At 45.8% G+C, this 17,024-nt stretch carries 16 protein-coding genes; 14 read left to right on the forward strand and 2 right to left on the reverse strand.

Going from position 1 to position 17,024, the window contains the following annotated elements:
- Positions 1-24: 24 nt before the first annotated feature.
- On the reverse strand, positions 25-1,362 hold the full coding sequence (argA, locus tag ACHUFZ_RS09880; protein ID WP_394127041.1) for an amino-acid N-acetyltransferase: 1,338 nt from the start codon (positions 1,360-1,362) through the stop codon (positions 25-27).
- A gap of 240 nt (positions 1,363-1,602) precedes the next feature.
- Between argA and ACHUFZ_RS09885 the strand changes: the two genes are divergently transcribed.
- From ACHUFZ_RS09885 to ACHUFZ_RS09950, 14 genes are all read left to right on the forward strand, one after another.
- Complete coding sequence (locus ACHUFZ_RS09885) at positions 1,603-1,983, forward strand: DUF2850 domain-containing protein (protein ID WP_394127042.1); 381 nt, start codon at positions 1,603-1,605, stop codon at positions 1,981-1,983.
- 79 nt (positions 1,984-2,062) lie between these two features.
- A complete protein-coding gene (gene mltA, locus ACHUFZ_RS09890) occupies positions 2,063-3,166 on the forward strand; it encodes a murein transglycosylase A (protein ID WP_394127043.1) in 1,104 nt (367 codons plus the stop codon).
- Between the two features lie 77 nt (positions 3,167-3,243).
- Positions 3,244-4,053, forward strand: coding sequence for a tRNA cyclic N6-threonylcarbamoyladenosine(37) synthase TcdA (gene tcdA / locus ACHUFZ_RS09895; RefSeq protein ID WP_394127044.1), 810 nt, complete (start codon positions 3,244-3,246; stop codon positions 4,051-4,053).
- Positions 4,054-4,072: 19 nt separating this feature from the next.
- Complete coding sequence (gene csdE, locus ACHUFZ_RS09900; protein ID WP_394127045.1) at positions 4,073-4,504, forward strand: cysteine desulfurase sulfur acceptor subunit CsdE; 432 nt, start codon at positions 4,073-4,075, stop codon at positions 4,502-4,504.
- 170 nt (positions 4,505-4,674) lie between these two features.
- Complete coding sequence (rlmN, locus tag ACHUFZ_RS09905) at positions 4,675-5,799, forward strand: dual-specificity RNA methyltransferase RlmN (protein WP_134835703.1); 1,125 nt, start codon at positions 4,675-4,677, stop codon at positions 5,797-5,799.
- A 319-nt stretch (positions 5,800-6,118) separates the two neighbouring features.
- On the forward strand, positions 6,119-7,090 hold the full coding sequence (gene rodZ, locus ACHUFZ_RS09910) for a cytoskeleton protein RodZ (RefSeq protein ID WP_394127046.1): 972 nt from the start codon (positions 6,119-6,121) through the stop codon (positions 7,088-7,090).
- Between the two features lie 8 nt (positions 7,091-7,098).
- A complete protein-coding gene (gene ispG / locus ACHUFZ_RS09915; RefSeq protein WP_394127047.1) occupies positions 7,099-8,217 on the forward strand; it encodes a flavodoxin-dependent (E)-4-hydroxy-3-methylbut-2-enyl-diphosphate synthase in 1,119 nt (372 codons plus the stop codon).
- A gap of 46 nt (positions 8,218-8,263) precedes the next feature.
- A complete protein-coding gene (hisS, locus tag ACHUFZ_RS09920) occupies positions 8,264-9,532 on the forward strand; it encodes a histidine--tRNA ligase (RefSeq protein WP_053440697.1) in 1,269 nt (422 codons plus the stop codon).
- A 66-nt stretch (positions 9,533-9,598) separates the two neighbouring features.
- On the forward strand, positions 9,599-10,213 hold the full coding sequence (locus tag ACHUFZ_RS09925) for a YfgM family protein (protein WP_394127048.1): 615 nt from the start codon (positions 9,599-9,601) through the stop codon (positions 10,211-10,213).
- Positions 10,214-10,222: 9 nt separating this feature from the next.
- The gene (gene bamB / locus ACHUFZ_RS09930) at positions 10,223-11,383 is read left to right on the forward strand and encodes an outer membrane protein assembly factor BamB (RefSeq protein ID WP_394127049.1); all 1,161 of its coding nucleotides are present in this window, start codon (positions 10,223-10,225) and stop codon (positions 11,381-11,383) included.
- A gap of 168 nt (positions 11,384-11,551) precedes the next feature.
- Positions 11,552-13,039, forward strand: coding sequence for a ribosome biogenesis GTPase Der (gene der / locus ACHUFZ_RS09935; protein WP_004413108.1), 1,488 nt, complete (start codon positions 11,552-11,554; stop codon positions 13,037-13,039).
- 83 nt (positions 13,040-13,122) lie between these two features.
- Positions 13,123-13,992: an alanyl-tRNA editing protein gene (locus tag ACHUFZ_RS09940; protein WP_394127050.1), complete on the forward strand. Its 870-nt coding sequence runs from the start codon at positions 13,123-13,125 to the stop codon at positions 13,990-13,992.
- Positions 13,993-14,303: 311 nt separating this feature from the next.
- Positions 14,304-15,332, forward strand: coding sequence for a sensor domain-containing diguanylate cyclase (locus tag ACHUFZ_RS09945; RefSeq protein WP_394127051.1), 1,029 nt, complete (start codon positions 14,304-14,306; stop codon positions 15,330-15,332).
- Positions 15,333-15,367: 35 nt separating this feature from the next.
- Positions 15,368-15,589 carry a zinc ribbon domain-containing protein gene (locus ACHUFZ_RS09950; RefSeq protein ID WP_394127052.1) on the forward strand — a complete coding sequence of 74 codons (222 nt, stop codon included), beginning with the start codon at positions 15,368-15,370 and terminating at the stop codon, positions 15,587-15,589.
- Here the strand turns inward: ACHUFZ_RS09950 and xseA are convergent.
- On the reverse strand, positions 15,582-16,913 hold the full coding sequence (xseA, locus tag ACHUFZ_RS09955) for an exodeoxyribonuclease VII large subunit (protein WP_394127053.1): 1,332 nt from the start codon (positions 16,911-16,913) through the stop codon (positions 15,582-15,584). The two genes, ACHUFZ_RS09950 and xseA, sit on opposite strands and share 8 nt — an antisense overlap.
- Between the last annotated feature and the right edge of the window lie 111 nt (positions 16,914-17,024).

The raw sequence follows: 17,024 nt of genomic DNA on the forward strand, positions 1-17,024 counted from the left end.
ATCAAGAATAAGAATTCAATTAAGCTAGAGTTCCAATGCCAGAATCTTAGACTTTCGCTGGTAGTTATAAAGGTTTTGTTTATGCGATGGTAAAAAGTTCACGTCCATCTCATGGAAACCTTGCTCTCGGAACCAGTGCAAGCTGTGGGTGGTGAGCACGAAAATATGCTCAATGCCCTGCGCTTTGGATTGCAGTCGCATGTGGTTAAGTAGCAGCAAGCCTCGGTTACCATCTCGATACTCAGGATGAATCGCAACACACGCCATTTCCGCCATACGTTCATCGTGATATGGATAAAGCGCTGCGCAACCTATGATCAGGCCATCTTTTTCAATAATGGTGAACTGGTGAATTTCTTGTTCCAACTGTTCACGAGAGCGGCGCACAAGAATACCTTGTTCCTCCAATGGATAAATCAGATCCAAAATACCGCCAATATCGTCAATGTTAGCAACGCGTACTTGTTCAGCACTGGCTTCAACAATCTGAGTACCAATCCCGTCGAGAGAGAAAAGCTCTTGGATCAGTGCGCCATCGACTTTGTAACTGATTAAGTGGCTGCGCGGCACACCTGCTCGACAAGCTGCGGTAGCGGCACGTAAAAATCGTAATGTACCCGATGAGTTTTCTGATCCTGATTTAGATAGGCTTTCTAAGTTAGATAACATTTTCTCTGCATCTTTCGGGAATAGCTCTGCGACCGCGTTACCTTCTTCATCGATGATGCCTTGCTCCGAACAAAAGCCGATCAGTTTATCCGCTTTGAGCTTGATGGCGACCTTGGTCGCAACCTCTTCTGACAACAGATTGAAAGACTCACCAGTAACTGAGCTTGCGATAGGGCCGAGGAGTACAATTGACCCTTGGTTAAGCATGCGATTAATGCCTTCAACGTCAATGCGGCGAATCCGACCGCTGTGGCAATAGTCAACACCGTCATCAACCCCTAAAGGCTGCGAAATAACAAAGTTACCGCTGACGACGTTGAGCTGGGTGCCTGCCATTGGCGTGTTGCTCAAACTCATCGATAACTGCGCGGTGATGGCAAGTTGAAGTTGCCCAGCCGCTTGCATGACATAGTTTAGCGAGGTCTCGTCGGTAACTCTGATCCCTTTATGGTATGGCGTTGAATGGTTGTTTTGCTCAAAAAGATGATTGATTTGTGGTCGCGCTCCATGAACGAGAACAATTTTTACACCTAAGCTATGTAGTAAAGCTAGATCGCTGATAATATTGGAAAAATTACCATCTGCCACGGCTTCGCCACCTAGCATGATAACCATGGTTTTATCCCTATGTGCATTGACATACGGGGCAGATTGTCGAAACCCTTTGACGAGAGCGGTACTACGAATTTTCACAACGTCATCCATTGAGTGAATTTATATACAAATATACTGCAATTTTATTCGCTAAGCGGCAAGTGTTTTTTGATGGTGTTGTTCCGATAGATATCGCGCGAATTTGTCTCGTTGATGAGTCTGCTTTGCTGTCACAATCGCTTTAAGTGAAATTATTAGCCAAGTGCCTATTTATAACGCAGACTTATACCTTGGGGGTGTATCCTGAATACCGCAGTAAGAAGTAAGGTGAGTGGATTTGTGATCACAAAGAAGAAGCTGATTGAGCGAGTTATCATTGTTGGGGCGATTGTCGCTAGCATCATGGCTGTGATGTTGGGCAGCAAGCTATATGATTACTATTTATCAGTGACCTATCCTAAATCGAATCTTTATGGCACTTGGGTCGAGCAAAATGTCGCGTCCTATGCAGCGAGTGAATTTGTTTTGGGGCCAACGGGCGTCACAATCAATGGCGGCAATGTCGCGACCAGTTACAGCTGGGATGGAACCTACCTAGAATATAGCGTTGGTGATGAAAAGCGCCGCTTTCTTATACTCAATGAAGCTTTTACTGAAATGCGTTTGATCTCTCAGCCTCACTATCAAGCGGTCTTCCATGTCAGAGAAAACCAAAAATAGCCGCCATTGACCATCGCTGGATTGCGTATTTTTGTTAAGTTTGTCATGCTCATGGCATCGCTTGAAAGGGATCAAACCAGTGTTCAAAAAATATCTTCCTATTGCAGCTGCCGCTGTTCTTTTTGGCTGTGCTCAACCTACCGAACGTGCCCAGCAATATACGGGTCAAGAGTTCAACACCATCTTAAATAAGTCTGCTTCCGTCGAATCGGATAAACCGAGAGACTTTACCGAATTCCATCGTCAGGCCGATCAGGTGGTCGCTAACTCTCCTTCGATGGCCAAAATCTACCAACCTCTGTATGAAAAGCTCAATGAGTGGGTATTACAAAGTGGTGATCCTGCTGACTTATCCAACTTTGACATTCAGGCTGCGCAGCTTGGTGGTGGCGACAAAAAAGGTAATGTGCTGTTTACTGGCTACTTCTCGCCAGTGATGGAGTTACGCCATCAGCCAAACGAAAAGTTTAAGTACCCAGTTTATTCAAAGCCGAACTGTGAAAGTGACTGCCCAACACGCGCGCAAATTTATGATGGTGCGTTAGAAGGACAGGGTCTAGAGCTTGGTTACGCGGCTAACCGAATTGATCCGTTTTTGATGGAAGTGCAGGGCAGTGGCTTTGTCCATTTTGAAGATGATGACACCTTAGAGTATTTCGCTTACGGCGGTAAGAACAACAAAGCTTATGTCAGTATCGGCCGAGTGCTGATTGAACGTGATTTAGTGCCACGCGAAAAAATGTCGATGAAGGCAATTAAAGAGTGGGTACTAGCAAATGATGAAGCAACAGTTAAAGAGCTACTCGAGCAAAATCCATCGTTTGTCTTCTTTGCGCCACGTGCCGATGCGCCAGTGACAGGTTCTGCGGGGGTTCCACTATTACCAATGGCTTCTGTCGCGGGAGACCGTTCAATATTCCCTATGGGCACACCAATCTTGGCTGAAGTCCCGCTATTAAAACCAGATGGTACTTGGAGTGGCGCGCATCAATTACGTTTACTGATTGTGTTAGATACCGGCGGCGCGGTGAAACAGAACCATTTGGATCTTTATCATGGCATGGGGCCAAGAGCAGGTACTGAAGCGGGTCACTACAAGCACTTTGGTCGAGTATGGAAACTGGGGCTTGATGGCTCGGCGACACAAGCGCCTTGGGCATTGCCGCCAGAGAAGCTACAATAGGCCTTCATATCTAGACTTTTTAATAAAGAGTGCGTATAAATCGCACTCTTTATTTTTGCACCGAGCGGACAATCAATATGCGTGAACTCGACACTCCAGCTTCTGAAAACTATAACCAGCGTTTTGGTGGTACTCGTCGCCTTTATGGTAACAACGAAGTCGAGATATTGCGCGCGGCACACGTCTGTGTGATTGGTATTGGTGGCGTTGGTTCGTGGGCGGTCGAAGCGCTGGCACGTACTGGGGTCGGTGAGCTGACCCTAATTGATATGGATGACGTGTGTGTCACTAACATTAACCGTCAAATCCATGCAATGTCAGGTACGGTTGGCCAAAGTAAAATCGAAGTGATGGCTGAGCGCGTTAAGCTGATCAACCCTGAGTGTAAGGTTAACTTGATTGATGACTTTATTACGCCTGATAACCAGCACGAGTATCTCACTAAAGAATACGACTACGTGCTTGACGCGATTGATAGTGTTAAAGCCAAAGCGTCACTGTTGGCTTACTGCCGCAGTAACAAGATCAAAGTTATTACTACAGGCGGTGCTGGTGGCCAAGTTGACCCGACTCAAATCAAAGTGGCGGATTTGACTAAAACCATCCAAGACCCGCTGGCGAAAAAAATCAAAGATACACTACGACGTCACCACAATTTCCCAACTAACCCTGCGCGTAAGTTTGGTATTGATTGTGTCTTTTCGACTGAGCAACTTAAGTATCCTCAACCTGATGGTTCAGTGTGTGGCGTTAAGTCAACTGCGGAAGGACCAAAGCGTATGGATTGTGCCAGTGGCTTTGGTGCTGCGACGGTCGTGACGGCGACGTTTGGCTTTGTGGCGGTATCGCGCATTGTCGAAAAACTGCTGCTTAAATACGCTAAATAGTTAAGACGAGGCGAATTTTATGTCACCGTATCCTATCTCTCCATTTGGAGCTGAAATCAGCGCTGAAGATATTGCAGCGACCATGCAAGGCTTTAAAGGCTGGGAAGACCGCTATCGTCAGGTTATTCAATGGGGTAAAAAGTTGCCTCAGATGCCTGAGGAGCTAAAGTCTGAACAAGTCACCGTATCAGGCTGTGAAAGCCTTGTTTGGCTAGTCAGTCAGCAAGTCGATGGCAAATGGTATTTCTGCGCTGATTCTGATGCGCGTATTGTGCGTGGTTTGATTGCTTTGGTGATGGCGGTATACGACGGTAAGTCCGCAGCAGAGATTCAAGCGTTTGATATTGATGGCTACTTTGAACAGCTCGGTTTGATTGCCCATTTAAGCCCCTCGCGTGGCAATGGCTTGAAAGCGATTGTTGAACAGATACAGCACGTCGCTCAGGCATAATTTCCTTATAACAACCCACCAATTTGGTGGGTTGTTTGTTGTTGTACAAACTTTAACCACAAAGATATTAACGCCTTACTAAATACAGGCTTTTACAACGCTTGTTGTCACTGCGTAAAGGCTGTACAATTCGCGCCCTTAATTAATGTTTCCGTCGTTTGAGAGGCCACATGACCACTGAAAAAATCAATCTACTCGACTTTGATCGTCAAGGTATGCGTAAGTTTTTTGCTGAGGAGCTCGGTGAAAAAGCATTCCGTGCAGATCAGGTAATGAAGTGGATCTACCATTTCGGTGTCGATAACTTCGATAACATGACCAACATTAACAAGAAGCTACGTGAGAAACTGCTTCATCGTTGTGAGATTAAAGCGCCAATTGTTGCTGAAGCTCAGCACTCTTCAGACGGCACCATTAAATGGGCGATGAAAGTTGGCGATCAAGACGTTGAAACGGTATACATCCCAGAAGATGACCGTGCGACGCTATGTGTTTCTTCTCAGGTTGGCTGTGCACTTGAGTGTAAGTTCTGTTCAACGGCTCAGCAGGGTTTCAACCGTAACCTTAAAGTGTCTGAAATTATCGGTCAGGTTTGGCGTGCGGCACGTGAAATCGGCTTAGAAAAAGAGACAGGCCGTCGCCCGATTACCAACGTGGTAATGATGGGCATGGGTGAACCACTGCTGAACATGAAAAACCTGATTCCAGCATTAGAACTTATGTTAGATGATTTAGGTTTTGGTCTATCGAAGCGCCGTGTAACGGTATCGACTTCAGGTGTTGTATCTGGCCTTGACCAGATGACAGGCAAAATTGACGTGGCACTGGCTATCTCTCTACACGCGCCAAACGACGAGTTGCGTAGCCAAATCATGCCAATCAACGACCGTTGGGATATCCAAGATTTCCTTGCGTCAGTACGTCGCTACATCGCATCTTCAAACGCAAACCGCGGTAAAGTGACAGTAGAGTACGTGTTACTTGACCATGTTAACGATGATATGGACCACGCGCGCGAACTGGCTGAGCTGATGAAAGATACGCCGTGTAAGATCAACCTGATTCCGTTTAACCCGTACCCAGGTTCACCTTACAAGAAACCAAGTAACTCTCGTATTGACCGTTTCCAGAAGACGCTGATGCAATATGAGCACACTGTGACGGTTCGTAAGACTCGTGGTGATGATATTGATGCCGCTTGTGGTCAGTTAGTTGGTGATGTGATTGACCGAACTAAGCGTACGGCCATCAATAAAGCCGCAAAAGGCGATACAATTGAAGTGAAAGCAGTTTAATAACGCGTTCAATATTTTCCTAAAGCCAGAGCCTAGCTCTGGCTTTTTCGTTACATCCTGTAGCGATATCTTTGTCAAATTATCGAAAAACCTTGAGCTGCTTGTAAATTATGCACTTTGTCTATGTTGTTTCGTCTAAGATATCTATTAGAATTAAGGGTTAACGCTTTAGGGTAATTCCCTGTCTATTGAGTGAAGCGAGAGTATTGACCTGCGAGGCTGTGTCCTCCCACTAATTTTTGAGTTTGTTCGACGCACAACAAAAATGAATAACTAAGGCGTGAGAAACAGATTCTAACTTGAAGAGAATGATTAAATCATGACTGCTGAACAACAAGCACCAATGAACAACGAAGAAAATGCAGAAAGAGTAGAAGCGGGAACGATTCTAAAAAATAAACGTGAAGAGCTTGGTCTTAGCCAAAAGCAAATTGCGGATCGCCTGCGTTTACGCATCTCTATTATTGAAAATATTGAAGAGAACAACTTTGCCTCAGACCAGGTTGCGACGTTTACTCGCGGTTATCTACGTTCATACGCGCGTGCCGTTGGTATTGAAGAGTCTGTAGTACTGTGTGCACTTGATGGTTGTGAAGAGACACAGCCAGAAGAACAAAAAATGAAAAGCTTCTCGCGTAAGACCAACCGTGAAAAGCACGATAGCCGTATCATGACACTGACATGGGGTATTTTCGCGGTAATCGCGGGTATCTCATCGGTTTGGTGGTGGCAAAATCAAGAAACCAGTCTAGTTGATCTGACGAGCGACACTGAACAAGAACTCAAAATTGAGCAGCTACAAGAAAGTGAACCGGAACTCGATTTTACTACGCTTGAAGCGCCAGAGTCTCCGGTAAAAGCGACCGATAGCAATATTGAACAGATTATCGAAGCAGAAGCAGAGCAAACAGCCGATAAGACCTCGAGTACCGAAATCATCGCTGAGCCAGTAGAAGCTCCTGCTGAACAAACTACGACGACAGACGAAGTTCAACCACAACAAGTGGCTGAGCAACAACAACCAGAATCTAACCAGCAACAAGCGGAAGTGGTTAAAAACCTGCTGACGATGTCATTCAGTGATGATTGCTGGATTCAAGTCAAAGATGCTACCGGAAAAACCCTCTCTACTGGTGTGAAAAAAGCGGGTCAAAGCTTAGATCTGACCGGAAATATGCCATATAGCGTAATTTTAGGTGCGCCTGAAAACGTTTCAATGACATTAGCGAGTGAACCTGTCGACCTTTCTGGGTATACTTCAGGCAAAGTAGCAAGATTCAACTTACCTTAGAAATTACTATGCAATACGAATCTCCGATCAAACGTCGCCCATCGACGCGTATTTACGTGGGCGATGTGCCTATTGGTGATGGCGCCCCAATTGCGGTGCAGTCAATGACAAACACCAGAACAACAGACGTTGCGGCGACTGTTGCTCAAATCAAAGCGCTGGAAAATGTCGGTGCAGATATCGTTCGCGTGTCTGTTCCTACAATGGACGCGGCAGAAGCGTTCAAACAGATTAAACAGCAGGTGAATATCCCACTCGTAGCGGATATTCATTTTGACTACCGTATTGCGCTGAAAGTCGCAGAGTATGGTGTTGATTGTCTGCGTATTAACCCTGGCAACATCGGTAATGAAGATCGCATTCGTTCCGTCGTTGACTGCGCTCGTGACAAAAACATTCCGATCCGAATCGGTGTGAATGGCGGTTCTCTGGAAAAAGATATCCAGATGAAATATGGCGAACCAACACCTGAAGCACTCGTTGAGTCAGCAATGCGTCATGTCGACATTCTTGACCGCCTGAACTTTGACCAGTTCAAAGTCAGTGTAAAAGCGTCGGATGTCTTCTTAGCTGTCGACTCATATCGTCTGCTTGCTCAGAAGATTGATCAACCACTGCATTTGGGTATTACTGAAGCGGGTGGTGCTCGCGCAGGGGCGGTGAAGTCATCAGTTGGCCTCGGTATGCTTCTGGCGGAAGGCATTGGTGATACGCTACGTATTTCGTTGGCAGCCGATCCTGTTGAAGAGATCAAAGTCGGTTTCGATATTTTGAAGTCACTACGTATTCGCTCTCGCGGTATTAACTTTATTGCCTGCCCAAGCTGTTCTCGCCAAGAGTTCGATGTTATTGGCACGGTAAACGCACTTGAGCAGCGCCTAGAAGATGTGATTACGCCAATGGACGTATCGATCATCGGCTGTGTCGTCAATGGGCCAGGTGAAGCGGAAGTGTCTCACTTAGGTTTAGCGGGTAGTAATAAGAAGAGTGCTTTCTACGAAGACGGTAAGCGTCAGAAAGAGCGATTTGATAACGAAGATCTAGTCAATAAGCTAGAAGCGAAGATTCGTGCTAAGGCGTCGGTACTCGACGAAGCGAATCGCATCGATATCAAACAACAAGATTAATCTCAACGTAATGTAAATTACGGTACCTATTTTACGGTAAATGACTGTGGCAAAGAAAATCCAAGCAATTCGAGGCATGAACGACTGCCTTCCAACTCAATCACCACTGTGGCAGAAACTTGAAAACACAGTGAAGAACGTAGTTAGCGCATACGGTTACAATGAAGTGCGCATGCCAATCGTTGAGATGACTCATTTATTCAGTCGCGCTATCGGTGAAGTGACCGACGTGGTTGAAAAAGAAATGTACACCTTTGAAGACCGCAACGGTGATAGCCTAACGCTACGCCCAGAAGGTACAGCAGGTTGTGTACGTTCTTGTATTGAAAACAGCCTTATCAACCGTGACGAGCAGCGCCTTTGGTACATGGGCCCAATGTTCCGTCACGAGCGTCCACAAAAAGGTCGTTACCGTCAATTCCACCAATGTGGGGTGGAAGTGTTTGGTCTAGATGGCCCAGACGTTGATGCAGAGCTTATCATGATGACTGCACGTCTATGGCGTGAGCTAGGCATCGATAAGCACGTTCGTCTAGAGCTTAACTCTATCGGTTCTCTAGAGGATCGCGCGAACTACCGTACTGCATTGATCGCATTCTTAGAGCAGCACATCGATATTTTAGATGACGACTGTAAGCGTCGTATGCACACTAACCCACTGCGAGTACTGGATACTAAGAATCCAGATGTTCAAGCAATCCTTGGTGATGCACCTCGTCTGTCTGACTACCTAGGCGAAGAGTCGAAAGAACATTTTGCTGGTCTTTGTGAACTTCTTGACGCTGCAGGTATCGAATACACAGTTAACGAGCGTTTAGTTCGTGGTTTGGATTACTACAACCGCACTGTATTCGAGTGGATCACTGAAAGCCTAGGTGCTCAAGGCACTGTGTGTGGTGGTGGTCGTTACGATGGTCTAGTTGAACAGCTAGGCGGTAAAGCAACGCCAGCAGTTGGCTTCGCAATGGGTCTAGAGCGTCTAGTGCTAATGCTAGAAACTCTTGAGCTAACAGAAGTTCGTCGTAGCGTTGATGTTTACATGGTTACGGCTGGTGAAGGCACTATGATGGCTGGTATGAAGCTAGCTGAGTCTCTACGTGAGCAAGTTTCAGGTCTACGCGTAATGAACCACTTCGGTGGCGGTAACTTTAAGAAGCAATTTAAACGTGCTGATAAAGTGGGTGCAGCGGTAGCGCTGGTTCTTGGTGAGAACGAAGTCGCTGATAACACAGTAGTATTGAAAGACCTGATTGGCGGTACGCAAGAGACTTACAGCCAAGCAGACGTTATCGCTAAGCTATCTGAGCTAGTTTAATTAATTTATCTATTTTCGAAGTAGCGATGTTTATCGCTACTTTTTTGAGATGTAAGAGGACAGGAAGTGGAACTCTACGATACTGAAGAGCAACAAGTAGAAGCGATCAAAGATTGGTGGAAAGAGAACGGCAAAGCAGTCATTTTGGGTGCTGTTGTTGGTCTTGGCGGCCTGTTCGGATGGCGCTATTACCAAGATTCTGTGACTGCGGCACAAGAAGCTGCGTCAGAAAGCTACACAAAAGCAGTGCAAGCTCTTGCTGAAAAAGGCGCATCTGCTGAAGGTGATATTCAAGCCTTTATCGACGGCAATAAAGAAACGGAATATGCAACACTAGCTGCTCTACAACTAGCGAAAGTGCAAGTTGAAGCGGGTAACTTTGATGAAGCGATCGCGCAACTTGAGTGGGCAAAATCTGCAACCAAAGATGCGGCAGTATCATCAGTTGTTAATTACCGTCTAGCTCGCGTTAAAGCAGAGCAGGGCGAGTTTGATGCTGCTGTTGCTGAGCTAGCAAACATCACTGATGCAAGCTGGGCTGGCCGAGTAGCAGAGCTTAAAGGTGACATCTTACTGCGTAAAGGTGATGAGCAAGCAGCGTATGCCGCTTACACAGAAGCGCAGCAATCTGGCGACGCAAGCCAAGCATTACAGATGAAACTGGACGATCTAGCCAAGTAAGGGCATAGCATGAAGAATATGCTGAAGAAAGCGCTCACTGCGGCGATGTTCGCTGGTATCCTTGCTGGTTGTGCCAGTGAGGAAGACACCGTCATCATGGCGCCTGTTCCTGTTGTACAAAGTGAATTCACACCAAGTACAGAGTGGAAAGCGTCGGTAGGTAATGGTGTTAGTCAATATTACTCTAAGCTCACGCCTGAATACGCTTATGGCAAAGTCTTTGTTGCTAGCCGTGATGGTGTGGTTAAAGCGCTAGACCCAGAAACGGGAAAAACCCTGTGGGAAACAGACGTTGAATCTGATGTTTCTGCACGTCTATCAGGTGGGATTGTGGCCGCTTACGGTCAGATCTTCATTGGTAGTGAAAATGGTCGAGTGTTAGCGTTCAACGAAGAGACTGGTGAGCAAAACTGGATGGCTGAAGTTGATGGTGAGGTACTGACTTCTCCAGCAACGGATAACAACTTTGTTATTGTTCATACCAACAGCGGAATGCTGATTGCGCTTGATCAGGTTACGGGTGAAAGCAAGTGGACGATTAGCACTGAAGTGCCGAACCTGACACTGCGTGGTAACAGTACTCCAGTAACGGCTTCTGGTGGTGTCTTCTGGGGAACGGCAAATGGTCGTTTAGCAGCAGCGATTGTTGAACGTGGTCAGCTTATTTGGCAACAGCCAATCGGCATGCCTCAAGGCGCGACTGAAATTGACCGCCTTGTTGATGTAGATGCTTCGCCGCTGATTTTAGGCAGCAACCTGTACATCATCGGCTACAACGGTCAGTTAACGGCTATCGACTTACGTTCTGGCAAACCAGTCTGGAAGCGTGCGTTCTCATCGGCGACGGATATCGCTAGTGATGGTAGCCGCCTGTATATCGTAACTGAGCAAGATCACTTAGTGGCATTTGATGCGCGTAGTGGTACAGAGCTATGGAATAACGATCAACTAGAGAACCGTTTACTGACAGCGCCGACGATCATCAATCAGTACGTGGTTGTGGGTGACAGTGAAGGTTATCTGCATTGGATTGATCGCAGCAGCGGTGAATTCGTTGCTCAGCAAGAAGTAGACAGCAGTGGCTTTGCGGTTGCACCAATCACAATCCCTGGTGGTTACGTCTTAATGACTCGCAATGGCGATGTAAAGAAACTAACGATCAGCGAATAGTTTCGTGATACAATTCACATTCGGCTCCTCGCTGGTAACAGTTGGGAGCCGTTTGTTTGTTTTAGAACCCCAAAGTTACATGTGGTTATAGGTAAAGCGCTCATAAAGTGGACTCTGCTGAGTTGTTACCTATAACTACATAAAGAAAAGAATATTGTAGAGGTTATTATGGTACCTGTTGTTGCTCTGGTAGGGCGTCCTAACGTTGGTAAGTCAACGTTATTTAACCGATTGACTCGTACACGCGACGCGTTGGTTGCGGATTTCCCTGGCTTAACTCGTGACCGTAAATATGGCCAAGCGAAGCTTGGTGAACATGAATTCATTGTTATCGATACCGGCGGTATTGATGGCACAGAAGAAGGTGTAGAAACCAAAATGGCTGAGCAATCGCTAGCGGCGATTGATGAAGCAGATGTTGTGCTATTTATGGTTGATGGCCGTGCTGGCTTAACACCATCTGACATCGCTATTTCTAACCACCTTCGTAAGATTGAAAAACCTTCAATGCTGGTTGTAAACAAGGTTGATGGTATTGATGCTGACGCAGCATCGGCTGACTTCTGGCAACTTGGTGTTGAAAACATGTACCAAATTGCTGCGGCTCACGGCCGTGGTGTTGGCGCTTTGATTGACCGCGCACTTAACCCATTTGCAGAAAAAATGGCAGAAGAAGCGAAAGGCGAAATCGAAGACCTCACTGAGTTTGAAGATCTTGATGAAGAGAAGCTAGACTACACCGAAGAAGAAGCTGAGGAAGAGTTTAAGCGCCTACAAGATCAGCCAATCAAACTGGCTATCATCGGTCGACCAAACGTAGGTAAATCGACGCTAACTAACCGTATTCTTGGTGAAGAGCGCGTGGTTGTCTACGATATGCCGGGTACAACACGTGACTCTATCTACATTCCAATGGAACGTGATGGTCGTGAATACGTACTGATCGATACGGCGGGTGTTCGTCGTCGTAAGCGTATCAATGAAACTGTTGAGAAATTCTCAGTGGTTAAAACGCTAAAAGCGGTTGAAGACGCGAACGTTGTGCTACTAGTGATTGACGCACGTGAAAACATTTCAGACCAAGATCTTAGCCTACTAGGTTTTGCCCTAAACGCTGGTCGTTCAATTGTTCTTGCAGTGAACAAGTGGGATGGTCTTGATACAGACGTGAAAGAGCACGTGAAGAAAGAGCTAGACCGCCGTCTAGGTTTCGTTGACTTCGCGCGTATCCACTTTATTTCTGCGCTGCACGGTACAGGTGTTGGTCACCTGTTTGAATCTGTGCAAGAAGCTTACAAGTCAGCGACAACTCGTGTAGGTACATCAGTACTGACTCGTATTATGAAAATGGCAACTGACGATCACCAGCCGCCATTGGTTCGTGGTCGCCGCGTTAAGCTTAAGTACGCGCATGCGGGTGGTTATAACCCACCAATCGTGGTTATTCACGGTAACCAAGTTAATGAACTGCCAGATTCATACAAACGTTACCTGATGAACTACTACCGCAAGTCTCTAGAGATCATGGGCACACCGATTCGTATTCAGTTCCAGAGCAGCGATAACCCGTTTGAGGGTAAAACGAATAAGATGACCATGTCTCAAGAGCGCAAACGTAAGCGCCTAATGAGCATGATGAAAAATCGTAAGAACTAATTGCCTGAGTCGGAGTACACAGGAAAGAGTTAATTGATAAAAAGCGCCTAGTTTACTAAGGCGCTTTTTTTATAGGACTAGAAATGCAAATTAAACCGACTATCACCCAATTTTGTCACAACACTTGGCAGCTTGATGCTGTTGTTCAGCTAACCCAGCAAGGTAGCGATTATCTATATGTGGTGACAGACACCACGCCTTTTCATCCCATTAGTCATATTTGGCCAGATCATCCTGCGGATAGGGGCACATTAGATAGCCACAATGTACTTGATTGCCAAGTGGGCGCCGTCGAGCTTGCAAGCGGTGAACTTTATGTCGGTCAGACAATCCCTGTAAAGCGTGATGAGCCGGGCTGGAGCTTTGTTGTCGTTCATTGTTTAGCTAAGGACTCTGCCGAACTAGAGTTTGGTCAGGCAGTCTCTTTATCGGTTGATAAGCCTTACCAGCAATCATTGAGCCGTGGACACAGTGCAGGACACCTTTCATACCTCGCGCTAAACAAGGTACTTACTGAGCATGGTTATTGGCGTAAAGATGCAGACAGAAAAGATCCGCACGGTAACTACGACTTTAATAGCTATGCGCAGGTAACAAGCTTTGTCACAGAGGATAAATGTCTAGATACTTATCGACTGGGTAAGACTCTACGTAAGCGCGGTTTAAACAGTGGCGACCTGCTAGAGAACTTAGGTCAAATAGAGACCCTAGTGAACGCACAATTGATCGAATGGCTAAAGTTAAATTCTGACATCTTGGTTGAGTGTCATGGCGATGCATTGACGGACTCTCGATACTGGTCGTGTGACTTAAAAGAGGGCGCAATCGCTGTTATTCCTTGCGGTGGCAGTCATGCGAGCTCTTTAAACGATTATGCTGTGATTGAGGTGAAACTGGTTCAAGTGGATGCGAGTAATATTGAAATGCACACCGATGTAAAACCGTCATTGTGAATTCGATCGTTTTTATAATATTCTGATAATGGTGTATTTTAAAATGTATTTGGTTTTTTATGCTTTTAAAAATCCAAATACAGAACATGTAACTTATGCTTTCGGTATGTGGTTATATAAATGTTCTTTTTGGGGCAGATCGCTGATCACTTTGGATTTAGCCGATGATCAGAGTTTGATCTTTACTATAGCTTAGATCGTTTCCAGAGTTTTATTCTAATTAGTTATAAATGAGGTTGGGATCGGGTTATAAATAGAGCTTTTATGCTACTGTTTTCCCATAAAAACGAAATATATTAAAGATCAGTCATATGAGTTACCTTAAGCTTCTTACTGCTCACAGAGAAGTCAACAAGTTACTCACTAAGCTTGCATTAGGAATGGGAAGAACAGAGCTCAATCGACGCGTGGTTGAGCTTTCTGAGTGCTGGTTTGGTGAAAGAAAAGCGTCAATACTGAGGCTTGATGCCGACAGTTGTAGACTTTACTTAGAGTCAGCCCCAAGCTTGCCAGAATTTTATAATGAGGCAATTGAAGGCGTCACTATTGGTCCGAAAATAGGATCTTGTGGTGCTGCGGCCTACCTAAAGCAAAATGTTGTCGTCGACAATATCAACACCCACCCCAATTGGGCACCATTCACTTCACTGACAGAAGAGGCAGATTTACATGCCTGTTGGTCTGTGCCGATTATGTCGAGTAAAGAAGCTGTCATGGGGACATTCGCCATATATAGTGCTGCGCCGTCTTTACCTGAACCTCATGAACTTGAAGTATTGGAAATGCTAGCATCACTCTATGCTGTAGCATGGGAGAAGTATCAGCTAGAGGATCAACTTTACTATCATGCTCGCTACGATAGCCTAACGGGGTGCTTGAACCGTAGGGCTTTACTCCAGCAAGCCAATGATTGTTTAAACACCGAACTAAAGTACATCGCGTGTTTCTTTGCTGATATTGATAAGTTCAAACAGATCAACGATCGCAATGGTCATGAGGTCGGAGACAAAGTACTTGCCGCTGTCGGTGAGGTATTTAATCAGACATTTGAGATCAGTAGTTTGGGCGGCCGCTATGGTGGTGATGAATTTGTCGCATTTTCTTGGTCTGACGATCCAGAAACCTTTTCCCTCTTGGCGGCAGAGTTCAATCAACGATTACAAAACATCTCACCAGTCGATGGGGTGACGATTCGTGTGAGTGTTGGCATGGCTGTGTGTGAAATAACACGAATGACCTCATTACAGCGATTGATAAAGCGAGCCGATCACGCAATGTACAAGGTAAAGCATCTTGGCGCGCTTGATAAAGATCATAGTAACTTTGCCCAAGAAAGTTAAAGTGGGCGTGATACAGACACAGTAAAGAAGCCGTTATGAATGAGAATAGTTGCCCAATTTGTCAGGATGAATTGAGCTGGACTGGTAAATATTATTGCCAAGCTTGCGATGAAAACTTTAAAAAGGTTGGTTTTTGCCCTGAGTGCGATGCGGAGTTAGAAAAGTTGCAAGCATGTGGAGCAGCAAACTACTTTTGCAATGCCTGCAATGAGCTTAAATCAAAGTCAAAAGTGCGCTTTGAATTTCAGCCTAGTTAACGGTTGAGCGAATTTCTCCATCAGATAAACGGGTGACCAAGGTGTCGCCTGTTTTTATATCTGATGTCTTAGTCAGTACTTTGCCTTGTTCAGTTTGCGAAATGCTGTAGCCGCGCTTTAAGGTTGCCAGTGGACTGACGGTATCCAACTTTTCTGCCGCTAATGCCAGTTGATGACGCGTATTTAGTAGGCGTCTATCCATAGCATCAAGCAGTTTTTGTTCCAATCGCTGCAGGCTAGACTTTTGCTCTGACAGGCGTTTAACCGGTGAGTTAAGCTCTAAACGATGCTGTTGGCGTTCAACCTTTTGGTTGCGCTGAGATAGGTAGCGTTCCATTGAGCGATGCAGGCGAACCTCAAGTTCATCGAGCTGCTGGCTTTGACGTTGCAGCTGGTAACTTGGGTGTTGACGCTCTAAGCGGTGGAGGAGTAGGGCGTTGTGGCGCTTTTGTTCGCTTAGGTAATAACGCATTGCGCTGACGAGCTTATTTTGACGGCTCAGTAGTGCCTGATCTTTATGGCTGTTATCACGACTAACCAGTTCTGCTGCTGCAGATGGCGTTGGTGCGCGCATATCAGCGACAAAGTCAGCGATAGTCACATCCACTTCATGACCGACAGCACTGATAATCGGGATCTGACTAGCAGCAATTGTGCGGGCCAATATCTCGTGATTAAAGCACCATAAATCTTCCAGTGAGCCACCACCACGGCCGACGATCAATACATCACACTCATTACGGCTGTTAGCGCAGCCAATCGCTTGAGCAATCTGGATTGCAGCTTCTTCACCCTGAACCATAGTCGGATAAACTACTACAGGTAACGAAGGATCGCGGCGTTTCAATACATCTAAAATGTCGTAAAGCGCAGCACCGGTCTTAGAGGTGATCACACCAACACGCTTTGGATGTTCAGGTAATGGTTTTTTACTGGTTTGAGCAAATAGACCTTCACCCGCCAATTTCATTTTCAGCTCTTCAAACTGCTGCTGAAGTCGACCGTCACCTTCTGGCTGCATGCTTTCGATGATTAACTGGTAGTCACCACGCGGTTCATACAGTGATAAACGAGCCTTAACCAAGACTTGATTGCCGTTTTGTGGCTTAAACGTAACGCGGCGATTGTTACCACGGAACATGGCACATTTTACTTGAGCACGAGAGTCTTTAAGAGTGAGGTACCAATGACCAGAGACAGGAGCAGAGAAGTTTGAAATCTCGCCAACTAACCAAACAATCCCCATTTCATTTTCAAGTAATAGGCGCACTTCTGCATTAAGACGAGAAACGGTGAAGATGTTTTGATTGGTCAGAGATGACAAGGCTAATCTCGCGGACGTGAATATGGAAATTAGCGGCAATATAATACATATCAAGGGGGTTAATGCAAGAAAAAAATTAAAAAATTTGTGGTCAAGCGATTACGTAGGCCG

Source organism: Vibrio hepatarius, from assembly GCF_043642085.1.
Taxonomy (GTDB): domain Bacteria; phylum Pseudomonadota; class Gammaproteobacteria; order Enterobacterales; family Vibrionaceae; genus Vibrio; species Vibrio hepatarius_C.

Coding starts and splice junctions, on each gene's coding strand:
- tcdA (WP_394127044.1), top strand. CDS start 3,244: ATGCGTGAACTCGACACTCCAGCTTCTGAAAACTATAACCAGCGTTTT.
- csdE (WP_394127045.1), top strand. CDS start 4,073: ATGTCACCGTATCCTATCTCTCCATTTGGAGCTGAAATCAGCGCTGAA.
- rlmN (WP_134835703.1), top strand. CDS start 4,675: ATGACCACTGAAAAAATCAATCTACTCGACTTTGATCGTCAAGGTATG.
- rodZ (WP_394127046.1), top strand. CDS start 6,119: ATGACTGCTGAACAACAAGCACCAATGAACAACGAAGAAAATGCAGAA.
- ispG (WP_394127047.1), top strand. CDS start 7,099: ATGCAATACGAATCTCCGATCAAACGTCGCCCATCGACGCGTATTTAC.
- bamB (WP_394127049.1), top strand. CDS start 10,223: ATGAAGAATATGCTGAAGAAAGCGCTCACTGCGGCGATGTTCGCTGGT.
- der (WP_004413108.1), top strand. CDS start 11,552: ATGGTACCTGTTGTTGCTCTGGTAGGGCGTCCTAACGTTGGTAAGTCA.
- ACHUFZ_RS09940 (WP_394127050.1), top strand. CDS start 13,123: ATGCAAATTAAACCGACTATCACCCAATTTTGTCACAACACTTGGCAG.
- ACHUFZ_RS09945 (WP_394127051.1), top strand. CDS start 14,304: ATGAGTTACCTTAAGCTTCTTACTGCTCACAGAGAAGTCAACAAGTTA.
- ACHUFZ_RS09950 (WP_394127052.1), top strand. CDS start 15,368: ATGAATGAGAATAGTTGCCCAATTTGTCAGGATGAATTGAGCTGGACT.